The following is a 19,508-nucleotide window of genomic DNA, read 5'->3' on the forward strand; positions in this document are numbered from 1 at the left end:
GACCGTTCCTTCGAGCGCGCCGACCCCGGAGCGGATTCCGTCGACCCTTCAGCACTCCAGCGCCGCAGGAATACCCTGGCGAATTTGCACGGCAGCGCCGCTCACGCCGTGGTACGCGTCGACGTGACAGCGTACTTTTAACTGCCTTCCGTTCAATCAACCGACATGGCCGCCATCCAGACGAACGGTCTCACGAAGCGGTTCGGCGACGTGGTCGCGGTGCGCGACCTCGACCTCCAGGTCGAAGAGGGCGAAATCTTCGGCTTCCTCGGTCCGAACGGTTCGGGCAAGTCCACGACCATCAACATGTTGCTGGACTACGTCCGACCCACCCAGGGCACTGCCACGGTCCTCGGGGCCGACGCACAGGAGGAGACGCAGGCGATCCACCAGCGCATCGGCATCCTGCCGGACGCGTTCGACCTCTACGACCGGCTCTCGGGGCGCAAACACGTCCAGTTCGCCATCGACTCCAAGGGGAGCGACGACGACGTCGACGCCATCCTCGACCGCGTCGGCCTCGACCGCGACGACGCCGAACGACCCGCGGGCGACTACTCCACGGGGATGCGCCAGCGCGTCACGCTCGGAATGGCGCTCGTCGGCGACCCGGACCTGCTCATCCTCGACGAACCCTCCAACGGTCTCGACCCGAACGGCGTCCGGGAGATGCGCGACATCATCCGGACGGAGGCCGACTCGGGCACGGCCGTGTTCTTCTCCAGCCACATCCTCTCGCAGGTCGAGGCCGTCTGCGACCGCGTCGGCATCATGAGCGACGGCGAACTCGTCGCCGTCGACACCATCGACGGACTGCGCGAGTCCGTCGGCACGGGTGCGACGATGGAACTCACCGTCGACCCGCCGCTCGACGAGTCCGCGGTCGCCGCCGTCCGCGACGTCAACGGCGTCACCGACGCGACCACCGACGGTAGCGTCCTCACCGTCACGTACACCGCCTCGAACGCGAAGGCCAAGGTCATCAACCGCGTCGAGGAGACGGGCGCGACCGTGACCGACATCACCACGAAGGAGTCCTCGCTGGAGGACCTCTTCACCGCCTACACGTCCGGGTCGAACGACGTCCGGACCGGCGAGGAGGTGTCGGCATGAGCTGGGCGGTCGTCGCGCGCAAGGACTTCGAAGACGCGGCTCGCTCGAAGATGCTGTGGGCCATCACCGTCCTGTTCGTGCTGACGACGGCCGGCGGAATGTACGCCTACGACGCCATGAACACCAACCCGAGCGCCGCCGACGCCATCAACTGGCTCGGCACGCCCGCGAGCCTGATAATCCCGCTCGCGGCGCTCGTCGTCGCCTACCTCGCCATCGCGGGCGAACGCGAGTCGGGAAGCATCAAGCTGCTGCTCGGCCTGCCCCACACGCGCGGCGACGTCGTCTTCGGCAAACTCGTCGGACGGTCCGTCGTCGTCGGCGTGGCGACCGTCGTCGCCTTCGTCGCCGGCGCGGCCGTCCTGCTGCTGAACTACGGGACCGTCCCGGTGGTCGATTTCGCTGTACTCGGCGTGCTGACGCTGCTGTTCGCCACCGCCTTCGTCGGCATCGCTATCGGATTCTCGTCGCTGGCGGCGACCCGGTCGCGGGCGATGGCGGGCGCGATAGGGCTGTTCTTCGTCTTCCAGCTCATCTGGGACTTCGTCCCGCTCGGCGTCTTCTACGTCGTCGAAGGCGGACTGCCGACGGGCGAACTGCCGCCGTGGTTCTTCCTCGTGCAGGTGCTCAACCCGAAGAACGCCTACTCCACGCTCTCGACCCTGCTCATCAACGAGAACGCCACGACCCAGTTCGAGGCCGTCCTCGGCGAGGTTCCGTTCTACCTCGACACCTGGTTCCTGTTCGTCATCCTGCTCGCCTGGCTCGTCGTCCCGGTGGCGCTCGGCTACCTGCGGTTCCGGAGCGTCGACCTGAGCTGAGCCGCCGGGCGCTTCCCCCTTCGCGGTGGTCGATTTCTCCGTCCCCCGACCCCGTCGCCGGCCCGTCGCGACCGAACGAGGTCGGTCCGAGCGGCGAACAGAGGTAAGTCGTTCCCTCGTCTACGGACGTTCGTGCCACTCCTCGACAGTGAATCGACCGAGCAGAAGTCCGAGGCAACGGAGACGGAGACCACCGACGAAGCGCCCGTCGAGACTCATTCCCGAGGGTTTCGACTCGCCCGCGTCCTGTTCGGGGGCGTGCTGGCGTTCACGGCGCTCGACAACTTCCGCGACCTGGACGAGATGATAGCGTACGCGAAAGGGAAGGACGCGCCGATGCCCGAGAGGACGGTTCCGGCCATCAGCGGCACACTGCTGTTCGGCGGGGGCGGCATCGCGCTCTGGAAACTCCCGACGCTCGCGGCCGGCGCGGTCGCCACGTTCCTCGTGAGCACCACGCCGTTCATGCACGACTTCTGGAACGTCGAGGACGACCAGCAGCGCGAACAGCAGATGACACACTTCCTGAAGAACGCGGCGCTGCTCGGCGGCGCGCTCGCGTTCATGCGGGTCGCCCGCGACGATTGATTCGGGGTCGGACCGTCAGATGACGCCCGTCGTCTCGGCCGCCTCGACGGCCGCCGCCTCGTTCATGCCGTTCCCCAGTATCGTGTAGCGGTCGCGTATCTCGTGGGCGGTCGTCAGCGCCTCGATGACGGTGGCGTCGTCGATGCCGAGTTCCTCCGCCGTCGTCGGCGCACCGATGGTCGCCAGCGCGTCCCGGATGCCGCGCCAGTCGCCGCCGTGGAGGTACTCGGTGACGATGGAGCCGACGCCGACCTGGTGGCCGTGCAGCGCCGCGCCCGGCGCGATGCGGTCGAGCTGGTGAGAGAAGAGATGTTCCGCGCCGCTGGCGGGACGCGAGGAGCCGGCGATGGACATGGCGACGCCGGAGGACACGAGGGCCTTCACGACGACCCACGCCGACTCCTCCAGGCCGGGCTTGATGGAGTCCGCGTTGTCGACCAGCATCTCGGCGGTCATCTCCGCGAGCGCGGCGCCGTACTCGGAGTACTCGACGTTCTGCAGGCGCTGGGCGAGCCGCCAGTCCTTGACCGCGGTGTAGTTGCTGATGATGTCCGCACAGCCCGCGGTGGTGAGCCGCCACGGCGCGTCGGCCAGGATTTCGGTGTCGGCGACCACCGCGAGCGGCGGTTCGGCGGCGACGCTGTGGCGGGTCCCCTCGTCGGGGACCGAGCCTCGCCCGCTGACGATGCCGTCGTGGCTCGCCGCGGTCGGGACGGAGACGAACCCCACGTCGAGTTCGTCGCTGGCCATCTTCGCGATGTCGATGGCCTTCCCGCCGCCGACGCCGACGAGGAAGCCGGCGTCCGCCTCTCGGGCGGCGTCGATGACCCGCGTCACGGCGTCGAAGCTCGCCTCGTCGACGACGATGGTCTCGGTGTCGGTGCCGGCGTCCTCGAAGCCCTCGGCGACGCGCTCGGCCGCCACCTCGCGCGGCGTCGGACTCGTGACGACCAGCGGTCGCCCGTCGAGATGCAGTTCGCTGACGGCGTCCACCGTCTCCGAGAGGACGCCGTGACCCACCACCACGTTCCGGGGCAGGCGAATCCAGGTGGACTTGTCGAACATACCCCCAGTCTCTCGCCCGTCGGGATAACCGTTTTTCTCTCGCGGCACCCCGGCCGCCTACCGCGTGAACGTCTCTATCTCCGCTATCCGTTCGTCAGCGACCGAGAACACGTCCACGAACGCGAACAGTCGCTCGCCCGTCGCGTCGCGGAGTCGCCCCCGGACCGCCACCGTCGCGTCCGCCTCGCCGGGCGTCGCGTCCGCGAACACCCGGTCCACCTCGTGGCTGGTCTCTGCGTCCGGGCGCTCGTCGCGCATGAACGTCACGAGCGTCTCCCGGCCCTCGATTGTCCGGTCGGGACGGCGGTGGACCACCGCCGGAGCCAGCAGGTCGGCGAACGCCTCGTAGTCGTGGTCGTCGATGGCGCGATAGTACCCCCGAACGACGGTCTCGGCGTCCATGCCCGAGACGACGCAGGGGTCGTCCTTGAGGATGGCGTCTCGCGGAACTCGGTCCCCGGCGGGTCCCTGGCGGCGCGTTCGACTCCTTTCCGGACGCTTTTCACCGACTCGCTCCTACGGGAGAGCGTGAACCTCCACGTGCGCTACGAGGGCGACGACGACCCCGACAAGTGCACGGCGCGAAAGCTCGCCCGGTTCGAGATGGCGGAACTCCATCGCACGACCCGGGCGACGCCGTACGGGGTCGTGCTCAACCCCCACGCCGAGCAGGCGCTGTCGCCGGCCGACCGCGCCGAGAGCGACCGTCTCGTCGCGCTCGACTGCTCGTGGGAGACCGCGGAGGCGGCCCTGTTCGAGATGCCCGGCGTCCACCGGGCGCTCCCGTTCCTCGTCGCCGCCAACCCCGTCAACTACGGCAAGCCGTTCCGACTGACGACCGTCGAGGCGTTCGCCGCGGCGCTCTCCATCCTCGGCGAGCGCGAGCAGGCCGAGGATATCCTCGGGAAGTTCACCTGGGGGGAGACCTTCCTCGAACTCAACGCCGAACCGCTACGGCGGTACGCCGACTGCGAGGACTCCTCCGAGGTGGTCGCCGTCCAGCAGGAGTACCTCGACGCCGGCGAGTGAGAACGACTCGGAAACGTTTAAACGCGGTCGGACGAAATCGACGGTATGGCTAGCTTCGACCCCGCGGAAGAACGGATGCTCAAGAAGATGATCTGCATGCGGTGTAACGCGCGGAACCCCCAGCGAGCCGACCAGTGTCGCAAGTGCGGCTACGGCAACCTCCGCCCGAAGAGCACGGAGTCGCGTAGCGCGTAACCGCCGACCGATTCTCCTCGACGTCGACCCGCCGCGAGCGGCGCGTCCACCGCTGGCTACCGCTCCCCGTCGAACCACTCGTCTTCGAGGACGGCGTAGTAGTCGACGTCGACGTACTCGCCGTCGAGGAACTCGGCCTCCCGGAATCGCCCCTCGTGGCGGAAGCCGAGTTTCTCCCAGATGCGCGCCGACCCCGCGTTGCCCTCGAAGACGCGGGCCATCACGCGGTGGTGGCGGCGCTCGCGGAACGCGTAGTCGGTGACGAGCCTGCTCGCCTCGGTGCCGTACCCCTCTCCCCAGTACCGCTCGGCGAGGAAGATGCCGATCTCGGCGCTGGCCTCCGTCTGGTCCTTCGGGTGGAGACCGATGGATCCCATCGGTTCGCCGTCCCGGCAGACGAGCAGGTTCGTGTGGTCGTCGTTCGAACATCGCTCCTCGTACCACTCTCGCTCTTGCCGACCGTTTATCGGCGGTCGACTGCCGAGATACTCCCGGACGGCCGGGTCGTTGATGGTCGCCTGGAGGAACTCCAGGTCCGCCTCCTCGACCGTCCTGAGTTCGATGCCGTCGCCTTCCAGGAAGACGGGACCGGGCATACCCGGTAGTACGATAACTGATACGAAAAGGTTTCGTGGCGTGCGACGCCGCTACTCGTCCGGATACTTCGGTTCGCGTCGCTCGGCGCGCTCCAGCGCCCGTTCTATCACCTCGCGCACGTCCCCGTGGAACTCGCCGCCGTGGCCGGCGTACATGTTCTCGACGCCGTCGGGGAAGCGGTCCAGTATCTCGTGGAGGCTCTCGATGAGTCGCTCGCGGGACTGTCCCGGCATGTCGGTGCGGCCGAAACTCCCGTCGTCGAACGCACCGTCGTCGTGGACGACCACGTCGCCGCTGAAGATGGTCGCGTCGCCGACGAACGCGAGGTGGTCGTCGGCGTGGCCCGGCGTGTGGACGGCTTCGAACGTCTCGTCGCCGATGTCGACGACGTCGCCGTCGGCCAGTTCGCGGGTTCGTCGGGGGTGGTCGGCGTACGCCGCGAGGTCGGCGTCGAACGCGTCGAGGACGGCGTCCAGTCGTTCGACGTGGTCGCCGTGCTGGTGGGTGAGCACGACCGCGTCGAGGTCGTCCGTGCGTTCCCGGACCGCCTCCACGACCCCATCCATCGCTCCGGCGTCCACGAGAACGGTCCGGTCGCCGAGCGCGAGATAGGCGTTGCAGGTGAACGTCTCGGCGTCGGCGGTGACGTTGTAGACTCGCATGCTGGCCGGTTGCGGCGCAACTGGCAAAGTCCTGACGGGCGGCGTGCGATTTTAGTAGCCGAAGCGAGTAGTGACAATCAGTATGGGCTTCGGGAGCTACGACGAATCCGAACAAGACAACCAGGAGTACGACGCCGACTTGAACGACGACAGTGGCGTGAACACCACCGAACACGACCACGACGGGAGCGTCGACTTCGAGATCGGAGCGTCTAACGACGAACTGATCGACCGGCTCTCGGACATCAAAGACGAGGAGTGACGTGAAATCCGGCGTCCGTGCGCTCGGCGTCGCGGAGTCGTACCGCGGCGACGCCAGCACGCTCGCCGGTGCGGTGACCCGCGCCAGCCGGGTCGTCGACGGATTCGTTTTCGGTTCCTGTACGGTCGGCGGCACCGACGCCACCGACACCGTCGTCGACCTCGTCACCCGCCTCGACCGCGAGGACGTGCGCTACGTTCTCCTCGCGGGGCTGGCGCTGTCGTGGTACAACGTTCTCGACCTCAACCGGATTCAGGCGGCCGTCGAGCGTCCGGTCCTCTCCGTCACCTTCGAGGAGAGCGACGGCCTGGAGGAGGCCCTCGACGCCGAGTTCTCCGGCGAGGAACTCGCCCGCCGTCGCGACGTCTACCGCGACCAGCCACCGCGCCGCGAACTCGCCGTCAACGACCAGACCGTCTTCGTCCGCTCGGTCGGCATGGACGAGCGCGAGGCCGACGACGTGGTCCGGGCGTTCACGCCGGAGGGCGGTCGGCCGGAACCGCTCCGGGTCGCCCGCCTCGCCGCGCGCGCCGCCGACGAGTGGCGCGACGCGTGACCGAACCGCCTCAGTGGTCCTCCTCGTGCGGATTGAGCGTCGTGCCGTAGTTCTCGACGTGGTCCGTGTAGTCGATGAACCGCGGCGCGTCCGGGTCGAAGGGGCGTTCGAGCGCCTCGAACGCCCGGCTCTTGTCCCAGCTCTGGAGGCCGCCGACGGCGCTCCGGTCTTCGAGGTCGTGGTAGTCGAGCGCGGGTTCGGCGTGGTCCCACGCCTCCTCCCCGGTCTCGGTCCGCACGATGACGGACGAGAACCCGTCGGAGCTTCCGACCGACCCGACGGTGAGGTCGGCTGCGTAGCCCGTGAAGTCGGCGCACTCGTCACAGCCCTTGAGGGCGGCGTCGTGGAACTCCCGGATGTCCTCGTCGAGCAGGACGTCGCCGTCGCGGCCCTGGACGGTCAGTCGGCCGTCCACCACGTCGAGGCGCTCGATGTCCTCGGGCGGGATGCCGTGGTTCTCTTCGAGCTGGTCGCCGAAGAGGCGCTGGTGGTTGAAGTTCTTGGTGCACATCAGCGCGATGGTGTAATCGACCGCGCGGACGCCGGTCTCGTGGGACTGGTAGTCCCACTCGAAGTCCTGGAGCGCGCGGATGCCCTCTATCTCGCAGGGCGTCCCCACGAGCGCGAGGCTGAGGTCCTCGGGGTCCTCGTCGGGGAGCTTGTGCTCCCACTGGCCGAGGTCGAGGTTGCCGAGCGCCATCGTCTGGTTGTAGAAGCTGCCGGCGTTCGCGACCAGTTCCTCGTGGGTTGTCGCGAGGAAGCTCTCCGCCTTCCACGGCTCGTCGTCGGACTCCGTGGCGACGAGCGCGCCGTCTATCTCGCCGGCCTCCAGCAGGCTACTCAGGACGGCCGTCACCACGCCGCCGTCCTGGGCGTTCTCGCGCCAGTCGTCCCGGACCTGCGCCGAGTACTCGGTGAGGGGGTCGCCCGCACCGCTCACGTTGTCGTCGCCGCCGGTTATCTTCCACTGGCGCTCGTAGCGCATGCCGCCGCGGGGACAGAAGTCCCAGCAGAGCGAGCAGCCGGTGCACATCTTCACCAGCTTCGGCAGGGCGTCGTCGCCGATGCCGATGGAGTCCGAGGGACACGCCGCGACGCAGGTGCCGCACTGGATGCAGCGGTCCTCGTCGATGACTGCGTCGTCCAGCTCCATGAACCACGTCTTGTCGTCCGGCGTGTCGATGTCGTTCATCTCGCTGCGGATGCCGTACTCCGGCGTGTCGAGCGTGACGCCGTCCGGGACGCCCACGCGCTCGTCGGGCGCGTCGCCGTTCTCCAGGTCCTGGCTCTTGCCCTCCGCGGGCGCGGTGAACTCGACGTCGCGGAGGTTCCCCTCGCCGTCGACGTTCGCCGGCGTCGCGCCGCCGTCCTCGACGGCCGCCGGACCGCTCGACTCGGCGTCGGACTCGCCCCCGCAGCCGCAGGTCCCGCAGCCGCAGGCGTCGCTCGCGTCGGGGCCGCCGGTCTCGCTGCGCGCACCGTCCGCGGGGCGCTCGTCGGACGCGGACGCGTCGGCCCGGCGGTACTTGAACGGTCTTCGGTCGTCCCTCGACCCGCCCTGTTCCGGCCGGTCGGCGACCGGCGGCACGACGTCTTCGTCTCCGCTCTCGTACTCGGGGACGCCCGGCAGCGGCTCGCCGCCGTCGTCGTCGGTCCGACGGGGGTCGCGGTCAGTCATCGACCGCGACACCTCCCGAGACGTCGGCGTCGGCCTGCTGCATGATGGAGCGCAGGCGGTCGCCGTCCGTGCGGCGGCTCCAGCCGTAGAACCGCTCGCCGTCGCGACGTTCCTCCGCGTACGACTCGAACAGGCGTTCGAGCGCGGGGACGACCGCGTCGGCCGGCACCGCCGTCTCGACCCAGTCGATGAAGGCGTTGTCCGCGCCGAGGCTCCCACCGAGGCCGACGTCCATGCCCTCGACGATGCTGTCGTCGCCCGCTCCGTCGACCGGCTCGTCGACCTCCGACTCGAACCGCTCCGTCCCCTCGTCGTCGACGTTCACTTTCGCCTCGTCGTCGCCGAGCACCGCGACCGTCTCGCCGCGGAAGCCGATGTCGGCTATCTGGGGCTGGGCGCACGACGCCGAGCAGCCGCTCATGTGCATCCGCACGACGTCGAGGTCGTCGGGCGTGTCGATGCGCTCGTCGAGTTCGCGCGCCCACCGTTTGGTGCGGTTCTTGGTCTCGATGATGCCGTAGTTGCAGAACTCGCTGCCCGTGCAGCCGACGGCGCCGCGGGCGAACGGTCCGGGGTCCGGCTGATAGTCGGCGGCGAACGCCTCGTTCACCAGGTCCTCGACGCTCTCCTCCGGAACGTGCGTGACGAGGAAGTTCTGGTCCGTCGCGAGGCGGACGGTGCTGTCCTCGGTGCCGTACTCCCGCGCGGCCCGCGCGGCCTCCGCGAACTCGTCGCCGCCGATGCGCCCCGAGACCACGTTGAAGCCGACGTACTTGAGACCGTCCTGCTTCTGGTCGTGGACGCCGACGTGGTCGCCGACGTACCCCTCCGTGAGGTCGGTTCCCCGCGACAGGAGGTCGACCTCGCACCGGTCGCGGACCGCCTCCTCGAACGCGTCGGCCCCCATCTGCTCGACGAGGTAGCGCATCCGGCAGACGCCCCGGTTGTTGCGGTCGCCGAGTTCCTTGAACGTCTGGGCGACCGCGCGGGTGAACTCGACGGCGTCCTCCGGGCGGACGAACACGTCGAGGTCGGACGCCATCCGCGGGCCGTCGGAGAGGCCGCCGCCGACGCGGGCGTGGAACCCGTAGTACCACTCGTCGCCGATCTCCCTCTTCGCCGGCGTCATGCCAACGTCGTTGATCTGCGACTGGGCGCAGTCGTGGCGACACCCCGTGATGGTCATCTTGAACTTCCGCGGGAGGTTGGCGTACTCGCGGTTCTCGGTGAAGAACTCCGAGACGGCGTCCACTACGGGCTGGGCGTCGAAGCAGTCGTGGTCCGTCAGGCCCGCGGCGGGACACCCGAGCACGTTCCGCGCCGAGTCGCCACACCCCTGGACGGTGGTGAGACCCACGTCGTCGTAGCGCCGCCAGAGTTCGGGAACGTCCTCCAGTTCGATCCAGTGCATCTGGACGTCCTGGCGGGTGGTGATGTCCATGTACGCGTCCCCGAACAGCGGGTTCTGTGCGTCGCCGCCGTGCTCCTCGGGCGCTCGCGCCAGGTCGTCGGCCACCTCGCCGACCGTCTCGGCCTGCGCCGGCGTCAGGCGGCCGCCCGGCACCTTCGTCCGGACCATGAAGTACCCCCGCTGCTTCTGGGTGTACATCCCCGCCCACTTGAGACGCTCCCACTCGCCGTCGCCCGCTCGCTCCTCTATCTCGTCGAACGAGAGGTCCTCCTCGGCGTACCGACGGACGTCCTCGACGACGTCGAGCGGGTGTTTGTTCTGTTTCCACTCCTCGACCGTGTTCACTGGTCTTCCCTCCCGTTGCGTTCCCCTCGCGCGTCGGTGTCTCGGCGGTGATGGTGCACGTCCACTCGCACGGCGAGCACGCCTTTGGAAGCCCGCCTCTCCGCATCTATTGTCACCTCTCGCCGGTAGAGGCAGCGAACCGTCGTACCCTACGACGACGCGAGAACCGACCCGACGCCGGTAGACGCCCGCTCCGGTTTCCGCTCCTTTTGCGGGAAGTTCACAACCGACTCGCGTCCGCACACGGTACCGGTCACACTCTCCGCTTCTCGCTCCGGCGGAACGTACCACCAGACGGAACGGACCGTCCGGCGGGGGACGCCGTGACGGAGGTCGCGAGGAGGGGCGTCCGCGTCGCTCCGCGGTCGCAAGTAGTCCCGGCGCACGACCGTTCGCGGACGGCGCGGCCGACTCCCTCGCTACTCCGGACCGGTCGCTTCCCGGATTTCCGCCACGGTGGCGGGCGTCTTGAACGTCGTCCCGCCGTAGTGGGTCCGCGACGCGTCGAAGCCGGCGTCCCGGAGACGCTCCAGGAACTCGTCCATGCCGGACGCCTCCCGGGTCCACTCCTTGCAGAGGCGGTGCTGGTCGTAGTGGGTCGGTTCGTGGAGTTCGGCCTCCAGCGTCGTCAGCAGTTTCCGCGCGCGCTTCGCCGTTCCCATGTCGTCGGTGACCGCCTCGCGGACGCTCGCGACGAAGTCGGCGTCGTGGGCCGGGCCGAGCCACACGGGGCCGGCGGTGACCAGGCGGTCGCTCTCGCAGGCCGGACACGACGCTGGCGGGTTCGCTATCAGGCCCCGGTCGTACTCGCGGTGGAGGCAGTCCTCGCAGTGGTAGAGGTGGCCGAGTTCGTCGACGGCGGCGTTCGCGTCGGTCGCGCTATGGTCGAGTTCGAGGTACGTCCGGACGTAGTGGTTCGTCGCGTGGGTGAGCAGGGGCGCGACGCCGACGTCGTAGCGCGCCGCGGTCCTGGCCATCGCCGACAGCAGGATTCGCACGCCCATCTCGGCGTGGTAGTCGGTGTTGCGCGGGACGGCCCCGTACTTCCGGACGCCGCTGTGGAAGTGTGCGCCGCAGAGCGGTGCGGTGTCGGTCGCGGTGACGCAGACCAGGTCGCGGGTGTTGGCGAACGCGGCGTCGGCGAACGGCACCGGCGTCCCGAAGGGGTCGATATCGACCACGTCGAAGACGGACTCGTGCATGAGGGCGTTGGCGTTCCTGTGGGCGACCTCGCCGTCGAGGTCGTTGCGGGCGAGGTTCTCCCGACACAGTTCGACGGCGTCGTCGTCGATGTCGGCGCAGGTGACGTCCCAGCCCTCGGCCGCGGCCCGCACGCCGCGAACGCCGGAGGCGGCCATCGCGTCGAGATACGTCTCCGCGCGCTGTTCGCGGTCCTCGTAGGCCCGGAGCACCGCGACGGTCACGTCCCGGTTCAGTTCCTGGACGGGATTGAAGAACACCTCGTCGCCGATGCCCTCGCCCCCCTGTTCGGGGACCTCGACTTCGACTCCTCCCTCGCGGACGTTCATGGTCGAGATTCGACGGTCCGGCGCGAAAAGGGATGGGATTCCGTCTCCGTGCGGGCGTCGCCGTGCGACTGCCGAGGCGTCCCTCGACGGTCGCCCGCCCCCCGGACGACCCGAACCGCGATGCGGCGACCGGAACGCGTATGTCGCATCCGTTCGAACGGCCCGGTCGTGCTCCCGGTGCTCGCCCAGCGTCACGCCCGCGAACGCCACGAGGAGGTTCCAGCGTGAACGCCGTCGAGGAGTGGCAGGCGGCCCTCGAAGACGACGGAGAACTGACGCCCGACGTCACGGAACGCCTCCTCGCGGTCCACGGCACCCGGGGTCGACGAGCCATCGAGGCGGTCACCGAACGGCGGGTCAAGGAGTACCGGGACTTCGTCGTCGTCGTCGGCTACGAGGACGAGTACGTCGTCGAGGACGGCTGTACCTGCAAGGACAGCGAGTACAACATCGACCCGGACGACCCCGAGTCGCTGTGCTGGCACGTCCTCGCGTACGAGATCGCCCGGCGCGTCGACGAGATGGACCACCACGACATGTGGTACTCCGACGTGCGCGATTTCCTGTAGGCGTCGCCCCGGACGACCCTACCGCTCCCGGCAGACGTCGGTGAAGTTGCGGAGTATCTGCAGGCCCGTCTCGCCGCTCTTCTCGGGGTGGAACTGCGTTCCGAACACGTTGCCGGTCTCGTTCGCGACGACCGCGGGGAAGGTCCCCTCGTAGTCGGTCGTCGCCACGACCGCGTCGTCGTCCTCGGGGACCGCGTAGTAGGAGTGGACGAAGTAGGCGTACCCGTCGTCCACGCCGTCGACGATGGGGTGGTCGCGTTCCACCGAGAGCCGGTTCCAGCCCATGTGCGGCACCTTCTTTCCACCGGAGAATCGGCGGTTCGTCCCCGGAATCAGGTCGAGTCCGCGGACGTCGCCCTCCCCGGTTCGTTCGGACTCCTCGCTCGACGTCAACAGCATCTGCATCCCGAGGCAGATGCCGAACACCGGCGTCCCGCGCTCGGCGGCGTCGACGAGAGCGTCGCGGTACGGCCCTGCGTTCTCGACGCCCTCGCGGAACGCGCCGACGCCCGGCAGGACGACGCCGTCCGCGGCGTCGAACGCGTCCGGGTCGTCCGATACCTCGACGTCCGCTCCCGCGCGTTCGAGGCCGCGCGAGACGCTCCGGAGGTTCCCGAGCCCGTAGTCGACGACGACGACCGACGCGCTCTCGGCCGCCCGTCGCTGAGAACTGACGCTCATGTGTGAACGGAGTGTCCCTGCAGGCAAGTCCCTTTCCGTTCCGGCAGCAGTCCCGCGGCGGTCCTCGACCAGCGCAGGCGTTCGAAGGACGCTTCGAACGGTCGTCCATCGCTTCGTCGTTCGACCGTCCGCTCCCTGCCCTCGTTTATCGCATTCGTCGCGTCTATCGGATCCGACCCTCTACTGATGTTTGAGCACAAATAAAAGGTAAATGAAACCACTTTACTCAGTTAGATATGACTCTAGAGGCTCTCTATGGGCCATATAATCGGCTCTAGGGACAGCAATTCAAGAAAATCTAAAAATGTCTATATAATAAGAATAGGAAGATTTATCGGGTAAGTGGCGAACGGACAACATGATTCAGAATGGTCAACCGACGTACCTTCCTGAAGTCCGCGGGCGCAGCGGGTGCACTGGGACTGGCAGGCTGTACTTCGAACGACGGTAGTTCGGATGGAACGACCACCGACACGACGAACGGCAGTCCGGGAACGGGCACCGGGACGACGACGAAGAGCGGCTCCGACGACACGGTCAACTTCATCCTCACGCCCGCCGAGTCCAGCGTGAACGTCAAGAAGCAGTACGCCGGCGTGATCAAGCACATCGAGGAGGCGGCGGGCGTCACGGTCGACGCGAGGAAGGCGGCGAACTACCCGGCCGTCTTCCAGGCGCTGAAATCGGGCCGGGCGGACATCGCCGACGCCTCGCCCACGCTCGCCGTCGTCGGTGCCGACAAGGGCGTCACGGACGTCATCGGCATCCGCGTCGCCTTCGGTGCGGCGAAGTACTTCTCGCTGCTCACGACCCCGGCGGACAGTTCAATCAGCGACCTCTCGGACCTGAACGGCGAGACGGTCGCGTTCGCGGACAGGGTGTCGACCAGCGGTTCGCTGTTCCCGCTGTACATGCTCAAGCAGGCCGGTCTCGACATCGGCCAGGCCCCCGAAGGCGATCCGAAGGACTTCGAGGGTATCTGGAGCAACCACGACAACGCGAAGAAGGCCATGATAAACCGCCCGGACGTCGCCGCCGCCGGCACCGGCGCGTTCGCGACGATGGGCAACGTGCCGAAAGACCAGTTCCCGCAGCGCGTGAAAGACATCGCGGCCGGCTTCGACGACGCGGGCACCGAGGACCCGAAACTCGACCTGCTGAAGGCGTCCCAGCCGATTCCGCGCGCTCCCATCCTCGCGCGCTCGAACTGGAGTTCGTCCAAGCGCAGCGACGTCGAGCAGGCGTTGCTCGACGCCAAGAAGGAAGACTTCAAGCGCAGCGAGGCCGAGGAAGAACTCTGGTTCACCGGCCTCGAGAAGGGCGACGCCAGCGACTACGAGCCGGTTCGGAAGGTCAAGGAGAATCTCGGTCTGGAGTTCGGCAACTAACCGTCCGAAATCTTTCGTGTCGTTTTAATAGTGTAATTCTGTAGGGGAGTACGGATCGCGGCGAGGCGGCTCGGCGACGACCGATACGAACAATGAGCACTATCACAGTAGAGAATCTGAGCAAATCGTACGGAGACGTACAGGCGCTGAAAGACGTCTCGTTCGAGATACCGGACGGGGAGTTCGTCGTCATCCTCGGCGAGTCAGGGGCCGGGAAGTCCACCCTTCTCCGCTGTCTGAACGGGTTGACACAGCCGACGAGCGGCACTGTCGAAATCGACGGCGAGGAAATCCGGGGACCGCGCGACGACGTCGCGATGATCTTCCAGCAGCACTACATCATCGGCCAGTTGAGCGCGTACGCCAACGCGCTGACGGGGTCGCTGAATCGAACGTCGTTTCTCCGCAGCGTCTTCCAGTGGAACGACCGCGAGGACAAACTCGAAGCGCTCCGCGCGCTCGACACGGTCGGCCTCCTCGCGGAGGCCCACCAGCAGACGAGCAACATGAGCGGCGGCCAGCAGCAACGGGTCGGCATCGCGCGAGCGCTCGTCCAGAAGCCGACGCTGCTGCTCGCCGACGAACCGGTCGCCAGCCTCGACCCGGCGAGCGCCGAGTCCGTGATGGGGTACATCCGCGACGCGGCGGACGAACGCGACCTCACCACGCTCGCAAGCCTCCACCAGGTCAACCTCGCCCGCGAGTTCGGCGAACGGTTCATCGGCATGAAGGAGGGTCGAGTCGTGTTCGACGGGTACAAGGACGACCTCTCCATCGACGTCATCGACACCATCTACGGCGACATCCAGACGGATGCCATCCGAAACCAGGAGGCGAACGCATGAGCGCCGAACGAGGGCTCGTCGAGCGACTCCGGGCGTACTTCGGCATCGGTTACGCCGGCACGGACGAGGTCGAACACCGACTCACGGAGCTCAAACGGTCGAAGACCGTGAGTCGCCTGTTCTGGCTCGTCGGGGTCGCGCTGTTCGGCTACCTGTTCTCGTTCACGCTCGGCCAGGTTGGCTTCTCCGTCGGCGAACTGGTGAAGTACTGGCCCGCGTTCAGGGAGGCGCTCGGCGAGTTCGTCCCGACGACGACGTACAACGGCGTCCCGTTCGTCGACTTCGGGGCGTACTGGCAGTTCATCACCGTCGAGCAACCGAAGAACGGGTCGACGTTCGTCGACGCCGCCATCACCACGTTCTCCATCGGGTTCGCCGGCACGGTGCTCGGCATCCCCGGGGCGCTGCTGTTCGGCGTGCTCGGCAGCGAACGCGTGACGCCGTTCCCGTTCAACTTCATCTTCCGGGGGACGATGAGCACCATCCGGTCCATCCCCGCGCTCGTCTGGGCGCTCATCTACATCCCGCTCGGCGGTCTCTCACCGTTCACGGCGACGCTGGCCATCGGGACCGACACCGTCGGCAATCTCGGTCGGCTGTTCACCGACGCGCTCGAAGAGGTCGAGGACGGCCCCATCGAGGCCATCGAGAGCACCGGTGCCAACCGGGTCCAGACCATCGTGTTCGGGATGCTCAGCCAGGTGTTCACGCCGTTCATCGCGTGGACGATGTACATCCTGGAGATCAACGTCCGCATCGCGGTGACGATGGGTCTCATCGGCGCCGGCGGTCTCGGGAGCATCCTCCAGACCCAGCAGGGGCTGTTCGCGTACACGAACATGATGGCGACCATCATCGTCATCTTCCTGCTCGTCGTGAGCGTGGAGATGGTCAGCCAGCGCACGCGGTCGTACCTCCGGGGCGACACCGAGGACCGCGGAATCGTCCGACACCTGATGGACCTCGTTCGCGGCTTCCCCGAGCGGATGTCCGAGTCGCTGGGCCGGTAACCGGCCCGACGTTCTCGCGTGAGTAAATATAAATAATTACTCTGAAATCGTACTGATATGGGTTCCCCGACTGGCAGTTCGCTCTCCCGACGCGGCCTCCTCACCGCCGCTGCGCTCGGTGCGACCGGTCGCGGCGCTGCGACCACGAGTTCGCCGACCACGGTATCGCAGGACGCGCCCTCCGTGCGGTGGACGTTCGACCCGTCGGACGTCGACTTCGTCTATCCGGTGACCGTCGACGGCGACACCGCCTACGCCGTCACCCGGTCGGACCCGTCGAACCCGTCGGGTGATTCGAACTGGCGCGCGTCGCTGCACGCCTTCGACGTCGAGAGCGGCGAGGAGGAGTGGAACCGGACGTTCGGCGACCACGCGTCGTTCCACGAGATGGGCGACGGCCTCGTGTACGCCGTCGGCACCGAACGCAACGACGACCAGACGGTCTCGACGCTGTACGCGTTCGACGGCGAGAGCGGTCAGGTGGAGTGGAAGAAGAGTCGGGACAGGACGGCCGAAAGCGCCCCGCGACTCGTCGACGACGAACTGTACGTCTCCTGGGACCGGTCGCTCGTCGCGTACGACCCGACGTCCGGCGAGCGGCGATGGTCGTTCGACGGCGTCGAGAACCTGATCACCTCGGCGCTCTCCCCGTTCCCGATTCACACTGACGAGACGCTGTTCCTGTCCGACCGTGGGTCTATCGTCGCCGTCGACCGCGGTGACGGGACCGAGCAGTGGCGCGAAATCCTGTCGGGAACCACCCGGCGACCGGTCGCGACCGACGGCGAGCGCGTCCTCGTCTGGGGGGAGCACGGCGTGGTCGCGCTCGGCGTCGCGAACGGTACTCGGCGATGGGAACTCGTCTTGCAGTCCGACGGGCACTGGTTCCCCGGCACGATTCACGACGGGACGATGTACGTCTGGGGAGCAGGGTTGTACGCCGTCGACGTCGCGAGTGGCGACGAGAAGTGGCGGTTCGAGACGCCGACCGGGAGGCGGGGGGGAGGTCTCTCGCCGCACGTCGCCGACGGGACGGTGTACGCGCCGACTCGCGAGGGGTCGCTCTACGCGGTCGACGCGTCGAACGGCGACGAGCAGTGGTCGTTCGAGAAGGACGGGACGATGAACCCGCTCTGGGGCGAGGCGATGGGCGGCAGCGTCTACGTCGCCGTTGGCAGCGGGGCGTACGCCCTCGACGCTCGGAGCGGCGACCGGCAGTGGCGGTTCGTGCCGTCCGCGGCGGAGACGACGACGGACCGGCCCACGGACGAACGGAGGCGCGAGTCCCGAAAGATGGTGTGGTCGGAGGCGACCGACGAACTCGTCTTCGCGGGGGCCAACGACGGCAGCCTGTACGCCATCGAGCGCCAGCGCTCGCTGCTCGCCGCCGCGATGGACGACGCGAGCGAGTTCCTCGGTTCGGGTCCCGGCATGGCGCTCGCGGGCGTCCTCGGCGGTGCCGGCGTGCTCGCCGCGTACCGCCGACTCGACGCCGCCGACCGAACGACCGGAGGAGCCGCCGACCCGGAGGACCCCGAACCGGAGTACGGCACGCTCGAACGGCTCCACACGGGGCCGGCGACCGAGACGTATCGGGTGCGCGAGCGGACCGGGGACGGCCCTCGCGTCGTCGCCGAGACGCGCCTGACCGACCCCGACCGGGCGGACGCTTTCCGCGCGGCGGTCGAGCGCTGGGCGGCGATGGACGACCGCCCCGGCGTCCTCACCGTTCTCGACCGGGGCGACGACCCGGAGCCGTGGGTCCGGACGCCCTGTTTCCGACGCTCGCTCGCGGACGCCGGCGACGTCCGGGTCGCCGAGCGCGTCGACGCCGTCTCGGCCGCGAACGTGGCCGTCCACCGGGCGCACGGCGACGGCGTCGTCCACGGCGGACTCTCGCCTGCGACGGTCCTGTTCGACGACCCGACCGACGCGGTGGTGGGGGACTGGGAACTCGCGGCCGCGCTGGAGCGCCCTGACGCGTCGGCGTACGCCGCGCCGGAGCAGGTCGCGGGCGACGACGCCGACGCGAAGACCGACCAGTACCGCCTCGCGGCGACCGCCTACTACGCCCTCACGGGGGAAGCGCCATCCGCCGGCACCGACGGCGAGTGGACGCCGCCGAGCGACCGCGACCCCTCGCTTCCGCCGGAACTGGACGACGTGCTCGCCACCGCGATGGCCGACGACTCCGGCGACCGGTACGAGTCGGTCGTGAAGTTCGACGACGCGCTGCGGTGGGCCGCGTTCCGTGCGTAGGCGCGACCGCTCGGTCCCGAGGGGTCCCGCCGGTCCCGTCGTTCGGGAGATACAAGCCGGTCGCGCGAACAACGGACTGTATGGACCTCGCCGAACTCACCGAACGCTACGACGAGCGCCTGCGAACAGAGGACTTCGCCGACGTGGACGCGAGCGCGAACGGACTCCAGGTCGGGCCGGACGAAAAGGAGGTGGAGACGGTGGCGTTCGCCGTCGACGCGGCCGCCCAGACCATCGAGGAGGCGGCCGACCGCGACGCGGACGCGCTGGTCGTCCACCACGGTCTCTCGTGGGGCGGCTTCGAGCGCGTGACGGGTCGCACCCACGACCGCATCGCCGCGCTCGTCGAGAACGACGTGGCGCTGTACGTCTCCCACCTGCCGCTCGACGCCCACCCGGAACTGGGCAACGCCGCCGGCATCGCCGACCTGCTGGACCTGGACGACCGCGAGGCGTTCGGGCGCATGGGTCCCGAGCACGTCGGCCAGCGCGGACGCGGCGGGTGGGACCGCGACGACCTCCGGGCGACGCTCGACGCGGAACTCGACACGGGTGGCCGGGACGTACGGGTGCTCGACTTCGGCCCCGAGCGCGTCGAGGACGTCGCCATCGTCACCGGCAGCGGCGTCGACTGGCTGGACGAGGCGGCCGCCGCGGGCGCGGACGCGCTCGTGACCGGCGAGGGAAAGCAGAAGGCGTACCACGAGGCCCGCGAAGCGGGCGTGAACGTCTTCCTCGCGGGTCACTACGCGACGGAGACGTTCGGCGTGCGGTCGCTCCGCGCGCTCGCCGACGAGTGGGGGCTGACGACGACGTTCGTCGACGCGCCGACCGGACTCTGACCGCCGTCGTTTCCTCGTTCTGACACCATCGCCGGACGATTTCGCTCGAAATGGGAGGTATTA

Annotated in this window: 21 protein-coding genes; 13 read left to right on the plus strand and 8 right to left on the minus strand. The window is 68.4% G+C overall.

Annotated elements, in window-relative coordinates; genetic code table 11:
• Positions 1–165 precede the first annotated feature (165 nt).
• The 3 genes from ACTF4R_RS08965 (at position 166) to ACTF4R_RS08975 (ending at position 2,522) form a co-directional block, all read left to right on the plus strand.
• A complete protein-coding gene (locus ACTF4R_RS08965) occupies positions 166–1,113 on the plus strand; it encodes an ATP-binding cassette domain-containing protein (protein WP_440007510.1) in 948 nt (315 codons plus the stop codon).
• Positions 1,110–1,934 (plus strand): ABC transporter permease, encoded by an 825-nt coding sequence (locus ACTF4R_RS08970; protein ID WP_440007512.1) that lies wholly within the window; start codon positions 1,110–1,112, stop codon positions 1,932–1,934. Before ACTF4R_RS08965 ends, ACTF4R_RS08970 begins: the two co-directional genes overlap by 4 nt.
• A 132-nt stretch (positions 1,935–2,066) precedes the next feature.
• Positions 2,067–2,522 carry a DoxX family protein gene (locus ACTF4R_RS08975; protein ID WP_440007514.1) on the plus strand — a complete coding sequence of 152 codons (456 nt, stop codon included), beginning with the start codon at positions 2,067–2,069 and terminating at the stop codon, positions 2,520–2,522.
• Positions 2,523–2,537: 15 nt separating this feature from the next.
• Here the strand turns inward: ACTF4R_RS08975 and ACTF4R_RS08980 are convergent, their stop codons facing one another.
• Both ACTF4R_RS08980 and ACTF4R_RS08985 read right to left on the minus strand, forming a co-directional pair.
• Positions 2,538–3,587, minus strand: coding sequence for an NAD(P)-dependent glycerol-1-phosphate dehydrogenase (locus ACTF4R_RS08980; RefSeq protein WP_433623233.1), 1,050 nt, complete (start codon positions 3,585–3,587; stop codon positions 2,538–2,540).
• 57 nt (positions 3,588–3,644) lie between these two features.
• Complete coding sequence (locus ACTF4R_RS08985; protein ID WP_440007516.1) at positions 3,645–3,989, minus strand: nuclear transport factor 2 family protein; 345 nt, start codon at positions 3,987–3,989, stop codon at positions 3,645–3,647.
• Between the two features lie 126 nt (positions 3,990–4,115).
• Here ACTF4R_RS08985 and ACTF4R_RS08990 point away from each other — a divergent pair, with 126 nt between their 5' ends.
• On the plus strand, positions 4,116–4,616 hold the full coding sequence (locus ACTF4R_RS08990; protein ID WP_440007518.1) for a DUF367 family protein: 501 nt from the start codon (positions 4,116–4,118) through the stop codon (positions 4,614–4,616).
• 45 nt (positions 4,617–4,661) lie between these two features.
• Positions 4,662–4,811, plus strand: coding sequence for a 50S ribosomal protein L40e (locus ACTF4R_RS08995; protein ID WP_113275175.1), 150 nt, complete (start codon positions 4,662–4,664; stop codon positions 4,809–4,811).
• Positions 4,812–4,867: 56 nt separating this feature from the next.
• Here the strand turns inward: ACTF4R_RS08995 and ACTF4R_RS09000 are convergent, their stop codons facing one another.
• Positions 4,868–5,407 carry a GNAT family N-acetyltransferase gene (locus tag ACTF4R_RS09000; protein ID WP_440007519.1) on the minus strand — a complete coding sequence of 180 codons (540 nt, stop codon included), beginning with the start codon at positions 5,405–5,407 and terminating at the stop codon, positions 4,868–4,870.
• Positions 5,408–5,458: 51 nt separating this feature from the next.
• A complete protein-coding gene (locus ACTF4R_RS09005; protein WP_440007520.1) occupies positions 5,459–6,070 on the minus strand; it encodes an MBL fold metallo-hydrolase in 612 nt (203 codons plus the stop codon).
• Between the two features lie 82 nt (positions 6,071–6,152).
• On the opposite strand from ACTF4R_RS09005, the gene ACTF4R_RS09010 reads away from it, so the two are divergent.
• On the plus strand, positions 6,153–6,332 hold the full coding sequence (locus ACTF4R_RS09010; RefSeq protein WP_113275178.1) for a DUF5786 family protein: 180 nt from the start codon (positions 6,153–6,155) through the stop codon (positions 6,330–6,332).
• 1 nt (position 6,333) lies between these two features.
• Entirely contained in the window at positions 6,334–6,888 is a 555-nt protein-coding gene (locus tag ACTF4R_RS09015; protein WP_440007521.1) for an endonuclease dU, read from the plus strand.
• A gap of 10 nt (positions 6,889–6,898) precedes the next feature.
• Here the strand turns inward: ACTF4R_RS09015 and ACTF4R_RS09020 are convergent, their stop codons facing one another.
• The 3 genes from ACTF4R_RS09020 to ACTF4R_RS09030 all read right to left on the minus strand — a co-directional run bounded on the left by ACTF4R_RS09020 (position 6,899) and on the right by ACTF4R_RS09030 (position 11,851).
• On the minus strand, positions 6,899–8,566 hold the full coding sequence (locus tag ACTF4R_RS09020; RefSeq protein WP_440007522.1) for a Coenzyme F420 hydrogenase/dehydrogenase, beta subunit C-terminal domain: 1,668 nt from the start codon (positions 8,564–8,566) through the stop codon (positions 6,899–6,901).
• A complete protein-coding gene (locus ACTF4R_RS09025) occupies positions 8,559–10,322 on the minus strand; it encodes a nitrite/sulfite reductase (RefSeq protein WP_440007523.1) in 1,764 nt (587 codons plus the stop codon). Before ACTF4R_RS09025 ends, ACTF4R_RS09020 begins: the two co-directional genes overlap by 8 nt.
• Before the next feature lie 419 nt (positions 10,323–10,741).
• Entirely contained in the window at positions 10,742–11,851 is a 1,110-nt protein-coding gene (locus ACTF4R_RS09030) for a tRNA (guanine(26)-N(2))-dimethyltransferase (RefSeq protein ID WP_440007524.1), read from the minus strand.
• Between the two features lie 224 nt (positions 11,852–12,075).
• Between ACTF4R_RS09030 and ACTF4R_RS09035 the strand changes: the two genes are divergently transcribed.
• Positions 12,076–12,420: a hypothetical protein gene (locus ACTF4R_RS09035; RefSeq protein WP_440007525.1), complete on the plus strand. Its 345-nt coding sequence runs from the start codon at positions 12,076–12,078 to the stop codon at positions 12,418–12,420.
• 18 nt (positions 12,421–12,438) lie between these two features.
• Here the strand turns inward: ACTF4R_RS09035 and hisH are convergent, their stop codons facing one another.
• Positions 12,439–13,101: an imidazole glycerol phosphate synthase subunit HisH gene (hisH, locus tag ACTF4R_RS09040; protein ID WP_440007526.1), complete on the minus strand. Its 663-nt coding sequence runs from the start codon at positions 13,099–13,101 to the stop codon at positions 12,439–12,441.
• Between the two features lie 368 nt (positions 13,102–13,469).
• Between hisH and ACTF4R_RS09045 the strand changes: the two genes are divergently transcribed.
• The 5 genes from ACTF4R_RS09045 to ACTF4R_RS09065 all read left to right on the plus strand — a co-directional run bounded on the left by ACTF4R_RS09045 (position 13,470) and on the right by ACTF4R_RS09065 (position 19,445).
• Positions 13,470–14,489: a PhnD/SsuA/transferrin family substrate-binding protein gene (locus tag ACTF4R_RS09045; RefSeq protein WP_440007527.1), complete on the plus strand. Its 1,020-nt coding sequence runs from the start codon at positions 13,470–13,472 to the stop codon at positions 14,487–14,489.
• Positions 14,490–14,581: 92 nt separating this feature from the next.
• Positions 14,582–15,334 carry a phosphonate ABC transporter ATP-binding protein gene (phnC, locus tag ACTF4R_RS09050; protein ID WP_440007528.1) on the plus strand — a complete coding sequence of 251 codons (753 nt, stop codon included), beginning with the start codon at positions 14,582–14,584 and terminating at the stop codon, positions 15,332–15,334.
• Entirely contained in the window at positions 15,331–16,344 is a 1,014-nt protein-coding gene (gene phnE, locus ACTF4R_RS09055) for a phosphonate ABC transporter, permease protein PhnE (protein ID WP_440007529.1), read from the plus strand. The genes phnC and phnE overlap by 4 nt, the downstream gene beginning before the upstream one ends.
• 57 nt (positions 16,345–16,401) lie before the next feature.
• Positions 16,402–18,603: an outer membrane protein assembly factor BamB family protein gene (locus ACTF4R_RS09060; protein WP_440007530.1), complete on the plus strand. Its 2,202-nt coding sequence runs from the start codon at positions 16,402–16,404 to the stop codon at positions 18,601–18,603.
• 80 nt (positions 18,604–18,683) lie between these two features.
• Positions 18,684–19,445, plus strand: coding sequence for a Nif3-like dinuclear metal center hexameric protein (locus tag ACTF4R_RS09065; RefSeq protein WP_440007531.1), 762 nt, complete (start codon positions 18,684–18,686; stop codon positions 19,443–19,445).
• Positions 19,446–19,508: the final 63 nt, after the last annotated feature.

The sequence above is a fragment of the Halomicrococcus pelagicus genome, from assembly GCF_051917725.1.
In the GTDB taxonomy this organism is placed as follows: domain Archaea; phylum Halobacteriota; class Halobacteria; order Halobacteriales; family Haladaptataceae; genus Halomicrococcus.